General features: G+C 55.7%; 15 protein-coding genes. 11 read left to right on the top strand and 4 right to left on the bottom strand.

The window, feature by feature from the left end:
• Position 1: 1 nt before the first annotated feature.
• Together E2K80_RS09280 and E2K80_RS09275 are read right to left on the bottom strand one after the other, a co-directional pair.
• Positions 2-2,446, bottom strand: a complete 2,445-nt coding sequence (locus tag E2K80_RS09280; RefSeq protein ID WP_238475709.1) for a GcvT family protein — start codon at positions 2,444-2,446, stop codon at positions 2-4.
• A gap of 93 nt (positions 2,447-2,539) precedes the next feature.
• Entirely contained in the window at positions 2,540-3,199 is a 660-nt protein-coding gene (locus tag E2K80_RS09275) for a TetR/AcrR family transcriptional regulator (protein ID WP_135374756.1), read from the bottom strand.
• A gap of 82 nt (positions 3,200-3,281) precedes the next feature.
• Between E2K80_RS09275 and E2K80_RS09270 the strand changes: the two genes are divergently transcribed.
• The 11 genes from E2K80_RS09270 to E2K80_RS09225 all read left to right on the top strand — a co-directional run bounded on the left by E2K80_RS09270 (position 3,282) and on the right by E2K80_RS09225 (position 14,314).
• The gene (locus E2K80_RS09270; RefSeq protein WP_135374755.1) at positions 3,282-4,535 is read left to right on the top strand and encodes a sarcosine oxidase subunit beta family protein; all 1,254 of its coding nucleotides are present in this window, start codon (positions 3,282-3,284) and stop codon (positions 4,533-4,535) included.
• A gap of 11 nt (positions 4,536-4,546) precedes the next feature.
• On the top strand, positions 4,547-4,837 hold the full coding sequence (locus E2K80_RS09265; protein ID WP_135374754.1) for a sarcosine oxidase subunit delta: 291 nt from the start codon (positions 4,547-4,549) through the stop codon (positions 4,835-4,837).
• Positions 4,834-6,090, top strand: coding sequence for a 2Fe-2S iron-sulfur cluster-binding protein (locus E2K80_RS19290; RefSeq protein ID WP_210405452.1), 1,257 nt, complete (start codon positions 4,834-4,836; stop codon positions 6,088-6,090). The genes E2K80_RS09265 and E2K80_RS19290 overlap by 4 nt, the downstream gene beginning before the upstream one ends.
• Complete coding sequence (locus E2K80_RS19285) at positions 5,976-7,631, top strand: glycine cleavage T C-terminal barrel domain-containing protein (RefSeq protein ID WP_210405451.1); 1,656 nt, start codon at positions 5,976-5,978, stop codon at positions 7,629-7,631. The genes E2K80_RS19290 and E2K80_RS19285 overlap by 115 nt, the downstream gene beginning before the upstream one ends.
• A complete protein-coding gene (locus E2K80_RS09255) occupies positions 7,624-8,136 on the top strand; it encodes a hypothetical protein (protein WP_135374753.1) in 513 nt (170 codons plus the stop codon). The genes E2K80_RS19285 and E2K80_RS09255 overlap by 8 nt, the downstream gene beginning before the upstream one ends.
• Positions 8,133-9,134 (top strand): GlxA family transcriptional regulator, encoded by a 1,002-nt coding sequence (locus E2K80_RS09250; RefSeq protein ID WP_135374752.1) that lies wholly within the window; start codon positions 8,133-8,135, stop codon positions 9,132-9,134. Before E2K80_RS09255 ends, E2K80_RS09250 begins: the two co-directional genes overlap by 4 nt.
• A 191-nt stretch (positions 9,135-9,325) precedes the next feature.
• The gene (locus E2K80_RS09245; protein ID WP_135374751.1) at positions 9,326-10,657 is read left to right on the top strand and encodes an ABC transporter substrate-binding protein; all 1,332 of its coding nucleotides are present in this window, start codon (positions 9,326-9,328) and stop codon (positions 10,655-10,657) included.
• Between the two features lie 2 nt (positions 10,658-10,659).
• The gene (locus tag E2K80_RS09240; RefSeq protein ID WP_135374750.1) at positions 10,660-10,938 is read left to right on the top strand and encodes a hypothetical protein; all 279 of its coding nucleotides are present in this window, start codon (positions 10,660-10,662) and stop codon (positions 10,936-10,938) included.
• A 12-nt stretch (positions 10,939-10,950) separates the two neighbouring features.
• Complete coding sequence (locus E2K80_RS09235; RefSeq protein ID WP_443216553.1) at positions 10,951-11,913, top strand: ABC transporter permease; 963 nt, start codon at positions 10,951-10,953, stop codon at positions 11,911-11,913.
• On the top strand, positions 11,910-12,728 hold the full coding sequence (locus E2K80_RS09230) for an ABC transporter permease (RefSeq protein ID WP_135374749.1): 819 nt from the start codon (positions 11,910-11,912) through the stop codon (positions 12,726-12,728). Before E2K80_RS09235 ends, E2K80_RS09230 begins: the two co-directional genes overlap by 4 nt.
• The gene (locus E2K80_RS09225) at positions 12,725-14,314 is read left to right on the top strand and encodes an ABC transporter ATP-binding protein (protein WP_135374748.1); all 1,590 of its coding nucleotides are present in this window, start codon (positions 12,725-12,727) and stop codon (positions 14,312-14,314) included. The genes E2K80_RS09230 and E2K80_RS09225 overlap by 4 nt, the downstream gene beginning before the upstream one ends.
• 3 nt (positions 14,315-14,317) lie before the next feature.
• On the opposite strand, the gene E2K80_RS09220 is transcribed toward E2K80_RS09225, so the two are convergent.
• Both E2K80_RS09220 and E2K80_RS09215 read right to left on the bottom strand, forming a co-directional pair.
• Positions 14,318-15,820: a sulfatase-like hydrolase/transferase gene (locus E2K80_RS09220; RefSeq protein ID WP_135374747.1), complete on the bottom strand. Its 1,503-nt coding sequence runs from the start codon at positions 15,818-15,820 to the stop codon at positions 14,318-14,320.
• 25 nt (positions 15,821-15,845) lie between these two features.
• A protein-coding gene (locus E2K80_RS09215; protein ID WP_135374746.1) for an IS3 family transposase occupies positions 15,846-16,933 on the bottom strand; the annotation gives its coding sequence in 2 pieces (ribosomal slippage) (positions 15,846-16,672 and positions 16,672-16,933; 1,089 coding nt in all).
• Between the last annotated feature and the right edge of the window lie 100 nt (positions 16,934-17,033).

Genomic DNA, 17,033 nt, shown 5'->3' with positions numbered 1-17,033 from the left:
ATTACATCCTCATCCTTTTACCGCTTGGGTCATAGGGCGACATCTCGATGACTTTGGCAGGACGCTCTTCACCCATCACATGAACGGATAGGGGTGTCCCGACGGTTGTCAGATTGCGGTCCACCAGTGCGAGCGCAAAGCTGCGTTGCAACCGGTGGCCGTACCCGCCTGATGTGGTCATGCCGACAATCTTGCCGTCGCTCCAAACAGGCTCGAAGCCTGTGCTGTCAGCGGCATCCACTTCAATCTCCAGAATTGTCAAAATTTGAGCAGGAGCGGGGGCGGACGCGGCGGCTTCCTTCCCGATAAAGTCGCCCTTGTCCCACGCGATCCAGCGATCCAAACCGGTCATTGCAGGCGTGTATCCTTGGGTGAATTCGGCGCTCCAGATGCCGATGCTTTTCTCAAGACGCATCGACAGCATGGCGTTAAACCCAACCTCTTTGAGGCCAAAGTCAGTCCCCGCCTGTAGCAACAGTTTACGCAATTGCGCATGTTCACTGGCGTTACAATTTATCTCGAACGCCATTTCCCCTGACAGGGACAGGCGGGCGATGCGCACACGGTGCAGGCCAAGATCAGCCGTCATGCAATTCATCATCTTCAAGCCAGACAGGTCGGTGTCGCTGATCTGCTCAAGGATCTTGCGCGCATTTGGCCCGTTGACCGAGAATCCGTTCATAACCTCTGAAATGTCTTCGATCTGAACGTCAGGCCCCATGTGGTCGCGGAACCACCGCATGTGGAATTCGCGCAGATAGAAACTGCCCATCAGCCAATAGCTGCCATCGCCCCAGTTGAAACAGGTCAGGTCGCCCTTAAGGCGTCCATCTTCGGCCAACATCGGGGCCAGTTTGACTTTGCCTGGTGCGGGAAGCTTGCATGCCAGCAAGGTGTCCAACCACGCTTCGGCCCCAGCACCCGTGATCCGGTAGCGTGAAAAGCCTGAGATATCCAAGAGACCCGCAGCATCTTGCACGGCGGCACACTCATCGGCAACAATCGGGAAGGCTGCAGTTCGGCGCAACGTGCCCGGCTCCGAAAAATCGGCATCCGGTGCAAAGTAGAGCGGCACTTCGAGCCCCCAAACATTGCCCCAGCGCGCATGTGCGGCGTCCATATCATTGAACGCGCCCGCTGTCTTAAGAGTGCGCCCCGCGGGAAGTTGCTCATTAGGGTAAGTCATCACAAAGCGGCGCGCGTAGAATTGCGCCGTTGTCTGGCGGATGTATTCCTTGTTGGATTGGTGCAACCCGAAACGTGCCACATCCATGCCGAAAATATCGGCCTCTGGCGCACCGTGGATTATCCATTCGGCCAAGGATTTGCCGACACCGCCGCCTTGACTGAAACCGGCCATCACGCCGCAAGCCACCCAATACCCGCGCGGCCCAACCGGCCCGACAAGCGGGTTGCCGTCAGGCGCAAAAGTGAACGCACCGTTGACCCATTTGCGGATGCCGACGTTCTCAAGTTCGGGAAAACGCTCGAACCCGATCGCCAGTTCTTCGCTGATCCGGTCGATGTTTTCGGGAATAAGGTCCATGCCGTAGTCCCAAGGCGCGCCATCCATCTGCCAGTGCTTGGGATTGCGCTCATACAGGCCCAACAGCAGCCCGTCCCGTTCCTGACGGGTATAGCTGAACCCGTCCAGATCAGCGACAATAGGCAATTCGCCGGGCAGGTTTTTAAGGCCTTCAACCGTGTCTGTGATCAGGTAGTGATGCTCCATCGGAGTCATCGGCAGATCTACCCCCGCCATCAACCCGCATTGCTTGGCCCAAAGCCCGCCTGCATTCACAACATGTTCGGTGTGTATGGTGCCTTGTTCGGTGATGACGTCCCAGCTTCCATCGCCGCGCTGGTTGAGCTCAAGAACGCGGTTGCGCAGAATGACATCCGCGCCGCGTTTTTTGGCAGCCCCTGCGTAGGCATGGGTCGCGCCGTAAGGATCAAGGTAGCCTTCGTTGGAATCGTACAGGCCGCCCAGAATATCATCCGTTTTGATCACACCGCCGGTGATCTCACGGATTTCTTCGGAGCCCATCAATTTTGCGGTCTCAACACCAATTGCCTGGAAGGTGGCCCAGCTTGCCCTGAGCTGTTCCCAGCGGCTGGGATTTGTCGCGATGTTCACGCCACCTGTCATGTGTAGCCCGACGTCCTGACCGCTTTCGGCTTCGATCTCTTTGTACAGATTGATGGTATAGTCCTGAAGGGCGGCGACATTCGGGTCGCCATTCAGTGTGTGAAACCCGGCCGCCGCGTGCCACGTTGATCCTGCGGTTAGCTCGGCGCGTTCAACCAATACCACATCTGACCAGCCAAACTTTGCGAGGTGGTAAAGTACAGAAGCCCCAACAACGCCACCACCTATGACAACTGCTCGATATGTCGATTTCATATTGCGCCCTTCGAATCTTGCATCTTCGCGCAGGGTGCACATTATGGACAGTTATGTCCATAATCATTGTCAGGTTTGCTGGTTCAATAAGGCGCTTTCAGCGTAGAATTTTTGCACGGGTCATCAATCTACCAATCAAGCACGCACATTTTTTTTGTGACTGGTGTCCCCTAAAGTGCGATCTTTGAGTGCGCATATCTCCGCTTCAGATGGCTCTTGACCGGTCATGCAAAACAGGTAGTCGCGGCTGCGGGCGGCTCGGTCTTCGATCTTTTCACGCTGATCCAACGCGTCATACCCAATCTGTGTAAAGTAGACGATGCGCGCGCGCACATCTGCTTCATTTCGCGGGTATTCAAACCGCTCGAACATGTTCGCCACCGCCGCAATCCGCGAGGCATCCGAGATATCGACAGCGCGGCGCACAGTGCCGGACCGTCTGGCCCAGTCGCGCACTGCAAAATCAAGGCGTGTGTCAAATTTTCCGTCGTTCACCCAGCAGGAAAACAGATGGCCAAGTGCAAAGTTGATACTGTCAGCGGGTTGGTTGGCCGCGCGGACGAGGGCGTCGGTATTGGTTGACTGCCAATGGTCAAGAAGGCTGTCCAATAAGTCAGATCGATTCTTGAAGTACCAATAAAAGGAGGACCGCGCGCACTTCAGTTTCTCTGCAAGAGCAAGGACTTTAACAGCCTCTACGCCGTCGGAAATGAGCGTATCCAGCGCGATCTGCATCCAGTCTTCACGCGTTGTGCGGCCAGGGCCCCGTACCCGTGCTTCTTTTTCGGTCCCCATCTCGCCCTTCCTTTAAGTACATTATTGTACATTAAAATGTTGTCCACTAACGTAGGCTTGAAATTTGCCATTCAGGATCGAAATGACCAAGACCTACTCAGCATTCAACTTACTACGCGAAGGACTGCGAGGCCAGAAGGGCTGGGGTCCGGCTTGGCGGTCACCCAAACCGCGTGCCACCTATGACGTTATAATCATTGGCGGCGGCGGGCATGGGTTGGCAACAGCCTATTATCTCGTCAAAAACCACGGCGTGACCAATGTGGCGGTGATCGAAAAAGGATGGCTTGGCGGCGGCAACACCGGACGCAACACAACAGTGATCCGTTCCAACTACTACTACCCCGAAAGCACAGCGTTATATGATCTGTCTGTAAAGCTGTACGAAGGGCTTTCGCGCGAGCTGAATTATAATGTCATGTTTTCTCAGCGCGGCATGGTTGTTACGGCGCATTCCGAGCCCGAGATGGAATTGGCAGCCCGCAATGTCAATGCGATGCGTTTGAATGGGGCTGACGCTGACTTGCTTGATGTGGATCAGGTGAAGAAGCTGGCCCCGATCCTGAACTTCAGTCCCGATGCACGTTTTCCCATCCACGGTGCTGTGTGGCAGGGACGTGCCGGAACGGGGCGTCATGATGCCGTTGCGTGGGGGTATGCGCGTGCAGCGGATGCGTTGGGTGTCGATATCATTCAAAACTGCGAAGTCACGGATGTGATCACCGAAGGGGGGCGTTGTGTTGGCGTCGCGACAACCCAAGGCGAGATACGCGGCGGCGCTGTTGGTGCAGCGGTCGCAGGCCATTCGTCTGTTCTGGCAAAACTGGCAGGATACACGTTGCCGATCACGTCATTTGCGCTTCAGGCGTTTGTCTCTGAGCCGATGAAGCCGGTGATCGACACGGTGGCGTTTTGTCCGCCCTATGGCACTTATTTCAGCCAATCCGACAAAGGCGGGCTTGTCATTGGCGGTGGGCTGGACAGGGTCCCGTCTTACGGACAGCGCGGGAATATGCCGATCCAAGAAGCCGTTTTGGGCGGTCTGGTCGAAATGGCTCCAGCTTTGGCCAAGGTGAAATTGCTGCGGCATTGGGCTGGCATTGTAGATGTAACCCCTGACAGTAGTCCGATCATTGGGCCGTCCGGTGTGGAGGGGCTTTATGTCAATTGCGGTTGGGGCACGGGTGGGTTCAAGGCGATCCCCGCTGGTGGCACCTTATTTGCACATATTTTGGCCACCGGCACGCACCACGACATCAGCCGCCCGTTTGATCCGGACAGATTTATCACTGGCAGGCTCATCGACGAAGGTGCCGCATCCGGCATCGCGCATTAAGGACCGAAGATATGCAACTTTTCCCATGCCCCTTTTGTGGCGACCGTGATGAGCGTGAATTTCATTTTGCTGGTGAGGCAGGAAAAGTGCGGCCTGACACAGCCGGTTCCGAGGCAGAAGTTTCGGCAAAGGATTGGTCGGAGTATCTGTACACGCAACGCAATGACCACGGCCATGTGCGCGAAATCTGGATGCACTTGCCGTGCCAAGAGGTGTTCCTGCTTGAGCGCCATTCGGTCACGATGGCTGTCATAGGTGCCACATCCTTTCGCGATGTCGGGACAAAGGAAGCCAGCGCATGACCTCACACCGCGTTTCAAATGCTGGATTGATTGACCGCTCCAGGGCGCTTGGTTTCACGTTCGACGGCACATCCTATACTGGATTTGAAGGGGATACGCTTGCCTCTGCCTTGCTGGCCAATGGTGTGCGTGTCGTCGGCCGAAGCTTTAAATACCACCGGCCTCGTGGGGTTTGGGGGGCTTGGTTTGATGATCCGAATGCCATCTTCAATGTCACGTTGAACAATCGCGAATTGCCTAATTGTCCCGCCACAACAACGCCCTTGGCAGATGGTATGTCGGCGCGTTCGGTCAATGCGTTTCCTTCGGCGCTTTTTGACATCAAAGGTGGATTGGATTTGTTCCATCGCTGGCTGAGTGCTGGATTCTATTACAAAACCTTCATGTGGCCGGACTGGCACTTGTTTGAACCCATGATCCGCAAGATGGCGGGTTTGGGCACGTTGAACCCGGAGTTGTTGGACAATTTCACCTCCGATCAGGTCCATGAGGCTTGCGATGTTTTGGTGATCGGTGGCGGCGCTGCTGGTCTGGTCGCGGCGCGGGCGGCTGCTGAAAGTGGACAAAACGCAGTGCTGGTTGATGACCACCCAGAGATGGGTGGTGGACTGTATGCGGCTGGCAGCATTGATGGAACTGCGCCCAAGGATTGGGTTGCGGCACAAATCGCGGCGATCCAAACTGCAGGGGGGCGCATCCTTGCATCGACAACCGCCTTTGGTGTGTTTGATCACAGATTGGTCGGATTGGTGCAGAACAATGGCTTTGGCGCGGCACCACGCCTGATCCGCATGCGGGCAGGGCGAATGATTATGGCAACGGGCGCGTTGGACCGGCCAATCACCTTTGCCAATAATGACCGCCCCGGCGTGATGTCTTTGACCGGCGCGAGCGAATTTTTGGCCCGCTATGGCGTCTTGGCCGGACGCGAAATTGCGGTCTTGTCGAACAACAACTTTGCGGAGCCCATTATTGGCCAACTGGAGGCCGCAGGCGCGCGGGTTCTGGTTTTGGACCCGACATTGGGAGAGATGCGCGCCGTGGGGCGGAAGCTGTTGAAAGGTGTAGAGGTGGCCGGGCAATTCCACGCGGTTGACAGTGTGCTTGTCTCAGGCGGGTTGACGCCAATTGTTCATTTATGGCGACACGCTGGGGGAAACTTGATTGGTCCGACGCCAAGCAGGCCTTCGTCCCCAGTAAGGCACCGGACGGAATGTTCGCAGTTGGCGCGGCCAATGGCACATTTGATCTGAACGCGGCTTTGGAGGAGGCACGGGCCGTCAGTTTAGCGCGAAAGCCAGACCCAGTCACAAACACCTACGCGATCACGCCGCTTTGGCCCGAACCGGGCGGAAAGGGGCGTCTATGGATCGATTTCCAACACGATGTCACGCTCAAGGATGTCGAGTTGTCTGCGCGGGAGAATTACGTCTCGGTTGAGCATCTAAAGCGGTACACGACGCTGGGTATGGCGTCTGATCAGGGCAAGACATCGAACATGGCCGGTTTGGCGGCAATGGCGGCAATTCAGGGCCGCGCAATTCCAGAGGTTGGCACAACCACCTTCCGCCCGCCCTTTGTACCTATTCCGCTTGAGATTTATCATGGGCATCACCGCGGGCAGCTTTTTCATCCGCTTAAACGCTTAGAGCTGGAACCAATCCATCGCGCCGCGGATGCAGCACTTGGGGAATATGGTGGCTGGCTGCGTCCGGGTTGGTATGGATCGAGCGACCCCGCCAAGCATATACGTGACGAAGTGGTCATGGCGCGCACAACGGGCGGGATCTTGGACGCGTCACCGCTGGGCTCGATTGAAGTTATGGGGCCGGACGCCGAAGCCTTCGTGAACTTCATATATTACAACACTATCAAAACACTCAAACCAGGAGCGATCCGGTACGGCTTTATGCTGACCGAAAAAGGCACGGTTTATGATGACGGTGTTGTCGCCCGATTGGGGCTGAACCGCTTCGTTATCTCGTGTTCGTCTTCGCATGTTGACGGGGTGCGCATGGCGTTGGAATCCTGGCGGCAAGACGGCAATGACCCCGACAAAATATTCGTCCATGACATGAGTCAGAATTGGAGCACGGTTACGGTCACAGGACCACAAGCCCGCGCAGTGGTTGGGGCATTGAACTTAGGTATCGACCTGTCCGCGGAGGCATTCAGCCATATGACGTTCCGCGAAACGGAATTCGCAGGCGCGCCATTGCGTATTGCGAGGGTCAGTTTCACGGGTGACACAAGTTTCGAGATATCGACCAAACCCTCTGCGGTCGCAAATCTATGGCGGGCGATTAGTCAGGCTGGTGCGCCACTTGGTGTTGGCCCATTGGGCGTTGAAGCCCTGTCAATTTTGCGCGCCGAAAAGGGATACCTGATTATTGGCAAGGACACTGACGGTGAAACCATGCCGCACGATCTGGGATTTGACCTACCGCGCCAAAAGAAGACCGCGGCTTTTGTTGGGGATCGGGGGCTGCATACGGATGTGGCCAACGATACAAACCGCCGCCAGTTTGTGGGTCTTGAAGTGCAAGAAAATGCCGAACCTCTGGCGACGGGAGCTCATTTGGTGACGGGCGGTGAACAACCTGCCTCAATAGGGATTGTCACGTCCAGCTATGACAGCCCGACGCTTGGCCGGCCCATCGCCTTGGGTTTGTTGGAGCGCGGCGCGGAACGGCACGGCGAGGTCATCCGCGCCTGGCATCTTGGCAAAAGCGTCGAAGCAGTCGTTTGTGCGCCCTGCTTTTATGATCCCGAAGGAGGCAAGCTGAATGCGTGATGATCGGCATAAATGGGATTTCATTGACGACGCCACCTTGCCCCTGACGGCGGTCGGCGTGACGATTGCGCTGGCACCCATCCAGCGTCAAACGCTCGTTTCGGGGCCGCGCATATTAAAACAGTTCAAAGACGCTTCGGGATGGCCCGATGTGGTATCACAGGATCCCTATGCCCTTGCAATCCGGCGTGATCGGGTCCTTCTGGTGGATCACGATCAAGTGCCCCAAGACGGCTGGCACGACGATTTGGAGCAGGCGGTATCGGATGCGACAGATGCCTATAGCGTGTATGATATTTCGGGGCCTAATGCCTTTGAGCTATTGAAACGGGGAGGGGAGGTGTCACTCGCGGTGCCATCGCGATCTGTTGCGCGGCTTTTGTTTGGTATGGGGGTCTTTTTGTACCCTTATAAGAACCCGCAAAGCTTCCGCATTCATGTTGGCCGCGCACATGGCCAAGCGATGCTACAAAGCCTGCTGTCCTGTGCACATCACCTGGAATGACATATGACGTCGATCCGGATGACCGCAGGGCGGAATACTGCATTGTGCTTGTTGAAGGCGCATCACTGATCAGCGTCGGGTGTCTTTGCGAACCTTTTGAGTTCCTAAAGTCACAATGCGAAGGTGCGAAAATTGCCGTTTCAACACTTCACCTGAAGCGGCAGGATTGCGATCCTCGTGCCGGTGTTGCTCTGTCTGGAAATTACGATGTCGCAGCTCTCTTGGCGCGCATGTCGACCCTGAACCGTCCAAGTATGATTTTCTTATGTTGTGGTCTGGATGTCCCGATTGAGCTGCGCGACGATCTGCGGCGCCTGATCCGCACCAGCAAGCGCAACGGGATACGGATCGCGAGCATCGGAGCGGCCACATGGGTTATGGCTGAAGAACATGCAATTCCAGCTGCGGAATGTGTTGTGCATTGGGCATCCGAGGCTGCCTTTGCCGAGCGCAATCTTTCGCTACAGGTCACGAACACCTTGTTCAATTCGGCAGGCAAGGTCGCGACATGTGCGGGCGAGCTGGCTACGCTGGATTTTATGATCGATTTTCTTGCAAGCGAATTTGGCACCCAAACGGCAAAGTTGTTCTGCGACCACACGCTTGTCTCGTTCCCACGTCAAGCAACAAGCGTTCAGCCCGGCGCATTGGAGAACCGGCTGCGCCATCTTCCAAGTATGCTTCGGTCCGTTGTTCGGCAGATGAGCCAGAACATCGACGCGCCACTGGCCCTTGGACATATCGCCCGAACCCACAACATATCGCAAAGACAGCTTGAACGCGTCTTCTCCAAACACCTTGGATGCTCGCCGCGCAAATATTACCGCGATCTCCAACTCGATGTTGCGTATCAATTATGTGAACAGACCGAGCTTGGCCTCGCGGAAGTGGCCCTTGCAAGCGGGTTTGGGTCAACATCTTCCTTCTCGCGTCACTTTCGCGCCAAATTTGGCATAACGCCATCGGCATTGCGCAAAGGTACATCGATGACCGCATGACCGCATGACCGCGAAGGTATGGGCGGCCAATCCAAAAGAAGAAATCGTTTCCGCTTCGCTTGGCGCGTTCGATGTTGGCCGTTTCTGACGCGTGTCTTCTGGGTTTTCTCTTAGGTTTGATCAAGAAGGCCGATCAGGCATCGTGAAAACGGCAAAACTGTTGACAAACGCAAGATCGCCTGCAAATCATTATGTACAATAATGAACATGATCGCTGCAAATATCTATCCAACAGCAATGTCAGAAAAACGGAAGCAAATGGAGACGCTATGACATTTTCCAACAAAATGACCCGACGTGGCATGCTGGCTACCACGGGGGCAGCGACCTTGCTTGGCCTCGCCCCACACAGTGCCATTGCGCAAGACGCCAACCGCGGCGGCGATCTGGTTATTGCAATCAATGGCGCGTCAACTGGCAACAGCCTAGACCCGCGCACGTTCAATTCACCATACATGGCAGTTGTCAGCGGGACGGTTTTCAATACGCTGGTCGAAATCTCTGGTACAAATGCCGAACTTCGGCCCGGACTGGCGTTGAGCTGGGAAGAAAGCGAGCAGGGTCGCGTTTGGTCCTTCAATTTGGCCCCCGAAGCGTCCTTTCACAATGGCAAGCCCGTAACCTCTGCCGATGTGATATATTCGATCATGTCCCATGGTGCCGAAGGCAGTCGTTCCAACTCTCGCGCCATCATCGGAGCGATTGATACGCTGGAGGCAGATGGTGACCACCGTGTCATCTTTACGCTCAAAGCACCGAACTACTTCTTTGCGCCATCGCTTTCCAACTATTCGCTTGCAATCGTTCCCGAGGGTACGACCGCGTATGACGGCGTGGGCACCGGCCCCTATCGCATCACCAATTTTGTGCCCGGTGAAATCCTCGAAACTGAGCGGTTCGATGGATATTTCCGCACCGATCGCGCCTTTGTCGATACCGTGACGTTGCTTGCGGCCAATGACGTTTCTGCACGGGTCAACGCAATCCAATCCGGTCAGGTGCATATCGCAGGAAATCTGGATGCGCGCGCCGTCCCATTGCTGCAAAGCTTGCCAACAGTTGACATACAATTCTCGACCGGCACCGGCTTTTCAGGCTTTAACATGATGGTTGACCGGGCACCTTTCGATAACCTGGCGTTGCGCCAGGCATTGAAGCTGGCCATCGACCGAGAAGATTTTATTCAGCGTATCTATGGTGGCCACGCGCGCCTTGGCAACGATAACCCGGTGCCGCCCAGCGCCGCAGAATTTTCGGCAGATGTGCCGCAATCCGTCTATGATCCGGATCGTGCGCAGGCGCTCTATGCTCAGTCGGGTCATTCGGGCCCAATTGTGCTGCAAACCTCTGATGCTGCAGGGGCAGAGGCTGTGGATGGTGCGACCTTGTTCAAGGAACACGCAGCAGCGGCTGGCATCGATATCCAAGTCCAGCGTGAGCCGGCCGACGGCTACTGGGGCAATGTCTGGGCCCAAACCCCCTTCCACTCAACACTTTGGGGGGACGCCCAACAATCGACCTGATCATGACGCTGGCTTACTCCGGTGGGTCTCCGGCAAATGACACTGGCTTCAACGATGCTGAGTTTGATGCGCTGCTACAGACAGCACGCGGATCCAGTGATGCGGAAGAACGCCTGACTGCTATTGGGAACGCCCAAGCCGTCCTGCAAGAACGCGGTGGCGTCATCATCCCGGCCTTTGCAAACACTCCGGAAGGTATTTCTACGCAGTTGGCAGGCTACGTCCCCGGCACGATTGCAATCGGAAGCATACGCGCGGCCGAGAATGTTTGGTTCAAGTAGCCTGACTTGAATGTGCGACACCCGCTTCTTTCGTTTGTAATCTCCCGCGGGGGAAGCGGGTTGATTTCATTGCTACTGGTTTCGGTTCTGGTATTTATCGGAACCGCGCTCTTGCCAGGAGACGCTGCGCAATCGATCCTCGGGCAAAATGCCACGCCTGAGGCCCTGTCCGAATTGCGCGCCGAACTTGGGTTGAACGATCCGTTGCCGCTGCGCTACTGGAATTGGCTGGCAGGGATGTTGCAGGGCGACATGGGTATCTCTTTTTCGTCCAATCGCCCCGTGGCTGAAGTGCTGCTACCCAGGTTGACGCATTCGATGATCCTTGCGCTATCTGCCGCTATCATTGCCTTACCCTTGGCGATTTCTTTGGGCATCCTTGCAGCGCTCAAGCGCGAAAGTCTTTTGGATCGTGTTATTTCATTTGTCTCAATGTGGCTTGTGTCAATTCCTGCCTTCCTGACAGGCTACATCCTGATCAACGTATTTTCGACCCGGCTGGGTTGGTTTCCCAGCCTTTCGGTCATCAGATCAGGCGCGTCACTGGGCGATTGGGCATATGTACTGGCGCTGCCAGTCGCGACACTTGTGTTCGTCACGATCGCCCACACCATGCGTTTAACCCGCACCGCGATCCTGAGTGTGATGGCGTCGGATTATATCCTCATGGCGGAGATCAAAGGCCTGTCGCCGCGCTATATCATCCTGAAACATGCTTTGCCGAATGCGCTGTCGCCGATCCTGTCAATCTCGATGCTCACAATTGCCTATCTGATGGTCGGGATTGTCGTGATTGAGGCTGTGTTCAGCTACGCAGGCATGGGCAAGCTCATGGTCGATGCCGTAGCCTACCGTGATCTCCCTCTGGTTCAGGCCTGCGGTGTGTGCTTTTCATTCGTCTTTATCTTCCTCAACTTCCTGGCGGATTTCCTGTCGGTTCTCGTTAACCCCCGTCTTCGGGAGCCAAAATCATGATGGCGCGCTACCCGCTGTCCTTCATCCTTTCAGCTGGGATGTTGCTGACGCTGGTGTTGCTTGCGGTTTTTGCGCCTTTTGTTGCGCCTTATTCCCCAAGCGATGTGGTCAGCGCACCTTTCGCCCCACCCAGTACCAATCATCTTCTGGGGGCCGACGCCTTGGGGCGAGACTTGCTCAGCCGTACTGCTTACGGGCTGCGCTACACCATTGGCATTGCATCTTTTGTAACGATGGTCGCGTGTTTTTTAGGGGTGACGCTGGCGATCACGGCTGCTGTCCGCAAAGGGTGGGTTGACGCGATCATCGGGCGCTCTGTCGATGCGGTCATGGCGATACCGCAAATCATCTTTGCTCTTATTGTACTGGCTGTGGCCGGGGTGTCTCTGACGACGCTTGTCTGTACAATGATCGTGCTGGAAACGACTCTGTTTTTCCGCATTCTGCGCGCCGCTGCGGGAGATATCGCGGCCATGGATTTCATCGAGGTTGCGCGCCTTCGTGGCGAAAAGATGCCTTGGTACATCTTCCGCGAAATCCTGCCCAATCTGGCGCCGACATTGATCGCCGAATTCGGCCTGCGCTTTGCCTTTGCCGCCCTTTTTATCAGTGCACTCAGCTTTTTGGGCGTGGGAATTCAGCCACCAGATGCCGATCTGGGCGGGCTTGTGCGTGAAAATGCGCTGGCGATCTCAATCGGACGCGGCGCGCCTTTGGTTCCGGCCGTTGCAATCGCGGCCATCGCTATTTCGACCAACGGCATCGTGGACTGGCTGGTGCGCAAGTATTCGATCCGCGCGGAGCTGGCACAATGAGCTTTCTCAAGATCGAGAACTTGACCCTGAAAGCTGGATCAAAGGCACTTCTGTCAGACATTTCCCTGACCCTCGAAAAGGGAGAAATCCTTGGCTTGATCGGAGAATCCGGGGCTGGCAAGTCAACACTTGGGCTCGCCGCTATCGGGTTTCTGCGGCCCGGATGCCATGTATCATCAGGCAGGGTAGAGCTTTTGGGCCATGATCTGATGGCGATGCCCCCTGACGATTTACGCGGCCTGCGCAGAACCAAGGTTGCCTACGTCGCACAATCCGCCGCTGCTGCGTTCAACCCGTTTTACAGGTTGCAGGATCAGGTGACCGAACTGCGCGCTTTGCAAAAGAGCATGGCCAAGACTGAGCGTCGTGATCTGGTGGTGGCACTGTTTAATCGGTTGCAGTTGCCTGATCCAGTCGCATTCTGTCGCAAGTACCCGCATCAGGCCTCGGGGGGGCAGCTCCAGCGCGCGATGATTGCGATGGCATTGCTCAACGATCCTGAAATTATCGTGTTTGATGAACCGACAACCGCTCTGGATGTTACGACACAAATGGAAGTCCTGCGCGTGATCCGTCAGGTTATTGCCGAACAGGGTTGTGCCGCGATTTACGTCAGCCACGATTTGGCTGTGGTGTCGCAGGTCAGTAGCCGCATTCTGGTTCTGCGCAACGGCAAGACCGTTGAACAAAACAAGACGCGGGCAATCATCGACGCGCCCGAAACCGACTATACAAAGGCTCTTGTCGCGCACCGTAAGGTTGGTGATTTTGTCGGCGCTGCGCCAAGTCAGAACGCTATAATTGAAATCCGGTCGCTTGATCTTGGGTATGGCGCCGTCAAGATAGTGAGCGATGTCAATCTAATTATCGGCGAGGGTGAGATCGTCGCCCTTGTTGGCGAAAGCGGTAGCGGCAAGACAACAGTGGCACGTTCGATCGCCGGTCTTCTACCGCCCTGGGCAGGGCAAATCCTGCTGAATGGGGCAGAGTTGGACGGCAATATCGACAGACGATCAGACTCGTTGCGCCGCCGCATTCAGTTTGCTCACCAACTGCCGGACGTTGCGTTGAACCCACGCCAGACAATCCGCACGGCCCTGGCCCGACCTTTGCAGAAATTCCACGGGCTTTCGGGGGCGGCTTTGAATGCCCGCCTACACGCGTTGCTGGATGAAGTTGAATTGCCACATGATTTATTGAATCGCTCGCCAGGTGCGCTTTCGGGCGGACAGAAGCAACGCGTGTGCATCGCGCGCTGCCTTGCCGCCGAACCGGAAGTGTTAATTTGCGATGAAGTCACATCGGCGCTTGATGCTTTGGTCGAAGACAGCATCCTAAAATTGCTTTGGCGACTGCAGCAAAAGCGTCAGATCAGCATCCTGTTCATTACCCACAATCTTGGTGTCACACGACGGTTCACGCATTCTGTCGCCATCATGGAACAAGGCCGGATCGTAGAACAGGGCACCACCGAGGCGGTTTTTGCCGATCCGCAACAGGACTATACCAAACGATTACTGGCATCCGAGCCGACAACGCGGCGCGGGTGGCTGGACGAACAACTGGCCTTGTCGAGCGGTGAGTGAGGATCAAGTTTGATCCTTGAAATCTCGCAGCTCGTCCTCGTCCCAGAAACCGATAATCACACCTTGTGCGACAGTAGCTGCTTCACCCCCCTGCGAGACTTGTGCATCTGTCACAGTCACACGTTGACGGCCACGACGATACCACGCGAAAACTTCGTTTGTGAGATGCTCGCATTGGCCCGCATAGGCGGGATCGTTTCCCAGATCGTGCAATTCGTCGGGATCATTTTCCAGATCGAAAAGCATAGGTCGGAACCCTTCGAAATAAAACAGCTTCCAACGGGCATCGCAGGCCATCACGATGCGACAATCGGAAATCTCCTGATCCAATTCGCGCCGGGCATCCATGACCGAATAGTCATATTCAGAGAATGCAACATCGCGCCAATCCTCGGGCATTGACCCTTCAAGCAACGGCAAAAGCGAGCGGCCCTCGAACCACTGATACGCTGGATCACCTCCCAACGCATCGACGAATGTAGGGGCAAGATCAATCGCCTCAACCAACGCATCACTGATCTGTCCGCGCAGGGCATTGGGGCGGGGATCGCGTATGATCAACGGCACTTTGACGGAAGGTTCGTGAAACAGATCCTTTTCGCCCATCCAGTGATCACCAAGGTAATCCCCGTGATCAGAGGTAAACACGATCAGCGTCTTGTCCCAAAGACCGCGCGCCTTCAGTTCCGCGAACAACAGGCCCATCTGATCATCGATCTGCTTGATCAGGCCCATGTATGCAGGCAGCACCGTTTCGCGCACTTCATCTCGTGAAAACGCCTTTGACACACGCTGATTCATAAATGCGCCATAGACAGGGTGGGGGTCGGCGCGTTCGCCGTTGTCGCGCGTGGGCGCAACCCAACTGTCTGGTCCATACATGTTGTGATAGGAGGCAGGGGCGATGTAGGGCCAATGCGGCTTTATGAACGACAGGTGGCACAACCACCCGTCCTGACCTGCGCGGCTATCCAGAAAATCAATAAACCGGCGCGTAAGATAAGGCGTTTCGCTATCTGGCTCAGGCACAAGGGCAGGGCGGTCGGAATATTTGAGCAACCAACCGTTGCCCGTCTCATCCACCGTTTCAGGAGCCACACTGTTTGCAGCGGTTAACCACGGATTGTCGCCCGTATGCCCCTGATCGTGTAGATGTTGGTTATATGCGGGATCTGTCGCAACATAGTGCAACCCGTCATCCCTCTCGAACGTATCAAAGCCACACTCCGAAAGGCGCGCGCCTATGATTGTATCAGGCGAAACGCCAAAACGCTCCATGCCTTCGACATCAGCGCGCATGTGGGTCTTGCCAATCAGCACAGTATCATGACCCATCGGGCGCAAATGATCCCCAAGAGTCATTTCCCCGACACGCAGAGGAAAGGCGTTGGCCGTGGACCCGTGCGAGCGTGGATAGCGGCCAGTATACGCGCTCATCCGGCTTGGCCCACATACGGGGGACTGCACATATGCACGGGTGAAGCGGGTTCCATGGTAATCCCCCATTTTTAATGGGGTCCAGCCGTAGAATTCACGCGGCTGTTTTCAGTTTCATGGCGGGTGTTATGCCGCCTATACCCATGTTGGGTCGCTCGTTGTTGTAAGTCCAGAGCCATTCAGTCGCCTTATCTTGTGCCTCCTCAATCGTTTCAAAGATGTATTGTCCGAGCCACTCGCCACGAACAGTGCGGTTGTAACGTTCTATGTAGCCGTTCTGCTGTGGTTTGCCTGGCTGGATGTATTCAAGCCGGATGTTGCGTTTCTCGGCCCATGTCATGAGCGTGCCACTGATATATTCTGGACCATTATCGACGCGAATTGCGTGCGGCTGGCCGCGCCATTCAATGATCTGGTTCAGGCTGCGCACAACGCGCTCCGCTGGCAGTGAGAAGTCGACCTCAATGCACAGGCCTTCGCGATTGAAGTCATCCAGCACGTTCAATGTTCTGATCGACCTGCCATCAGCAAGTTGATCCGCCATGAAATCCATCGACCAAGTGTCGTTTGGGACGTCAGGCACGGCCAACGGTTCAGGTTTGTCCCGCTTCAAACGTTTCTTAGGCTTGATCCGCAAGTTCAGCTCCAGTTCGCAGTAGATCCGGTAGACGCGTTTGTGGTTCCAGCCATAGCCCTGCACATTGCGCAGATACAAAAAGCACAGGCCAAAGCCCCAGTTGCGCTTGTTTGCCGTCAGACGTTCAAGCCAATCAGCAATCTCTTCGTTCTCGTCGCTCAGAACCGGGCTGTATCGATAGCACGTCTCGCTGATTTGGAACGTGCGGCAAGCCAGCGCCACGCTGACACCGTGCCGTGCGACCGCATTCACGGCCACCTCTCGTCGCAGAGACGGCCTTAACGCTTTTTTCCAAGGGCTTCCTTCAGCAGATCATTCTGCATGCTCATCTCAGCATACATGCGCTTCAGACGGCGGTTCTCCTCCGCCATATCCTTCATCTCGGACATCAAAGACGCATCCATGCCGCCAAACTTGGCGCGCCATTTGTAGAAGCTTGCGCTGCTCATTCCATGTTCGCGGCACAGTTCAGAAACAGGCACGCCGCCATCTGCTTGCTTCAGGATCGCCATGATCTGCGCGTCGCTGTAACGTCCATTCTTCATCGTAAATCTCCTCAGATATCTTGCCGAGAAAATTCTACTTTTGAACACCACTAATTTTAGGGGGATTACCCACCCAACAGCGTTCACGCATGCGACGGCA

The sequence above is a fragment of the Rhodophyticola sp. CCM32 genome, assembly GCF_004751985.1.
Classification (GTDB): Bacteria; Pseudomonadota; Alphaproteobacteria; order Rhodobacterales; family Rhodobacteraceae; genus Rhodophyticola.
This window is presented reverse-complemented; position numbering and strand designations above follow the sequence as displayed.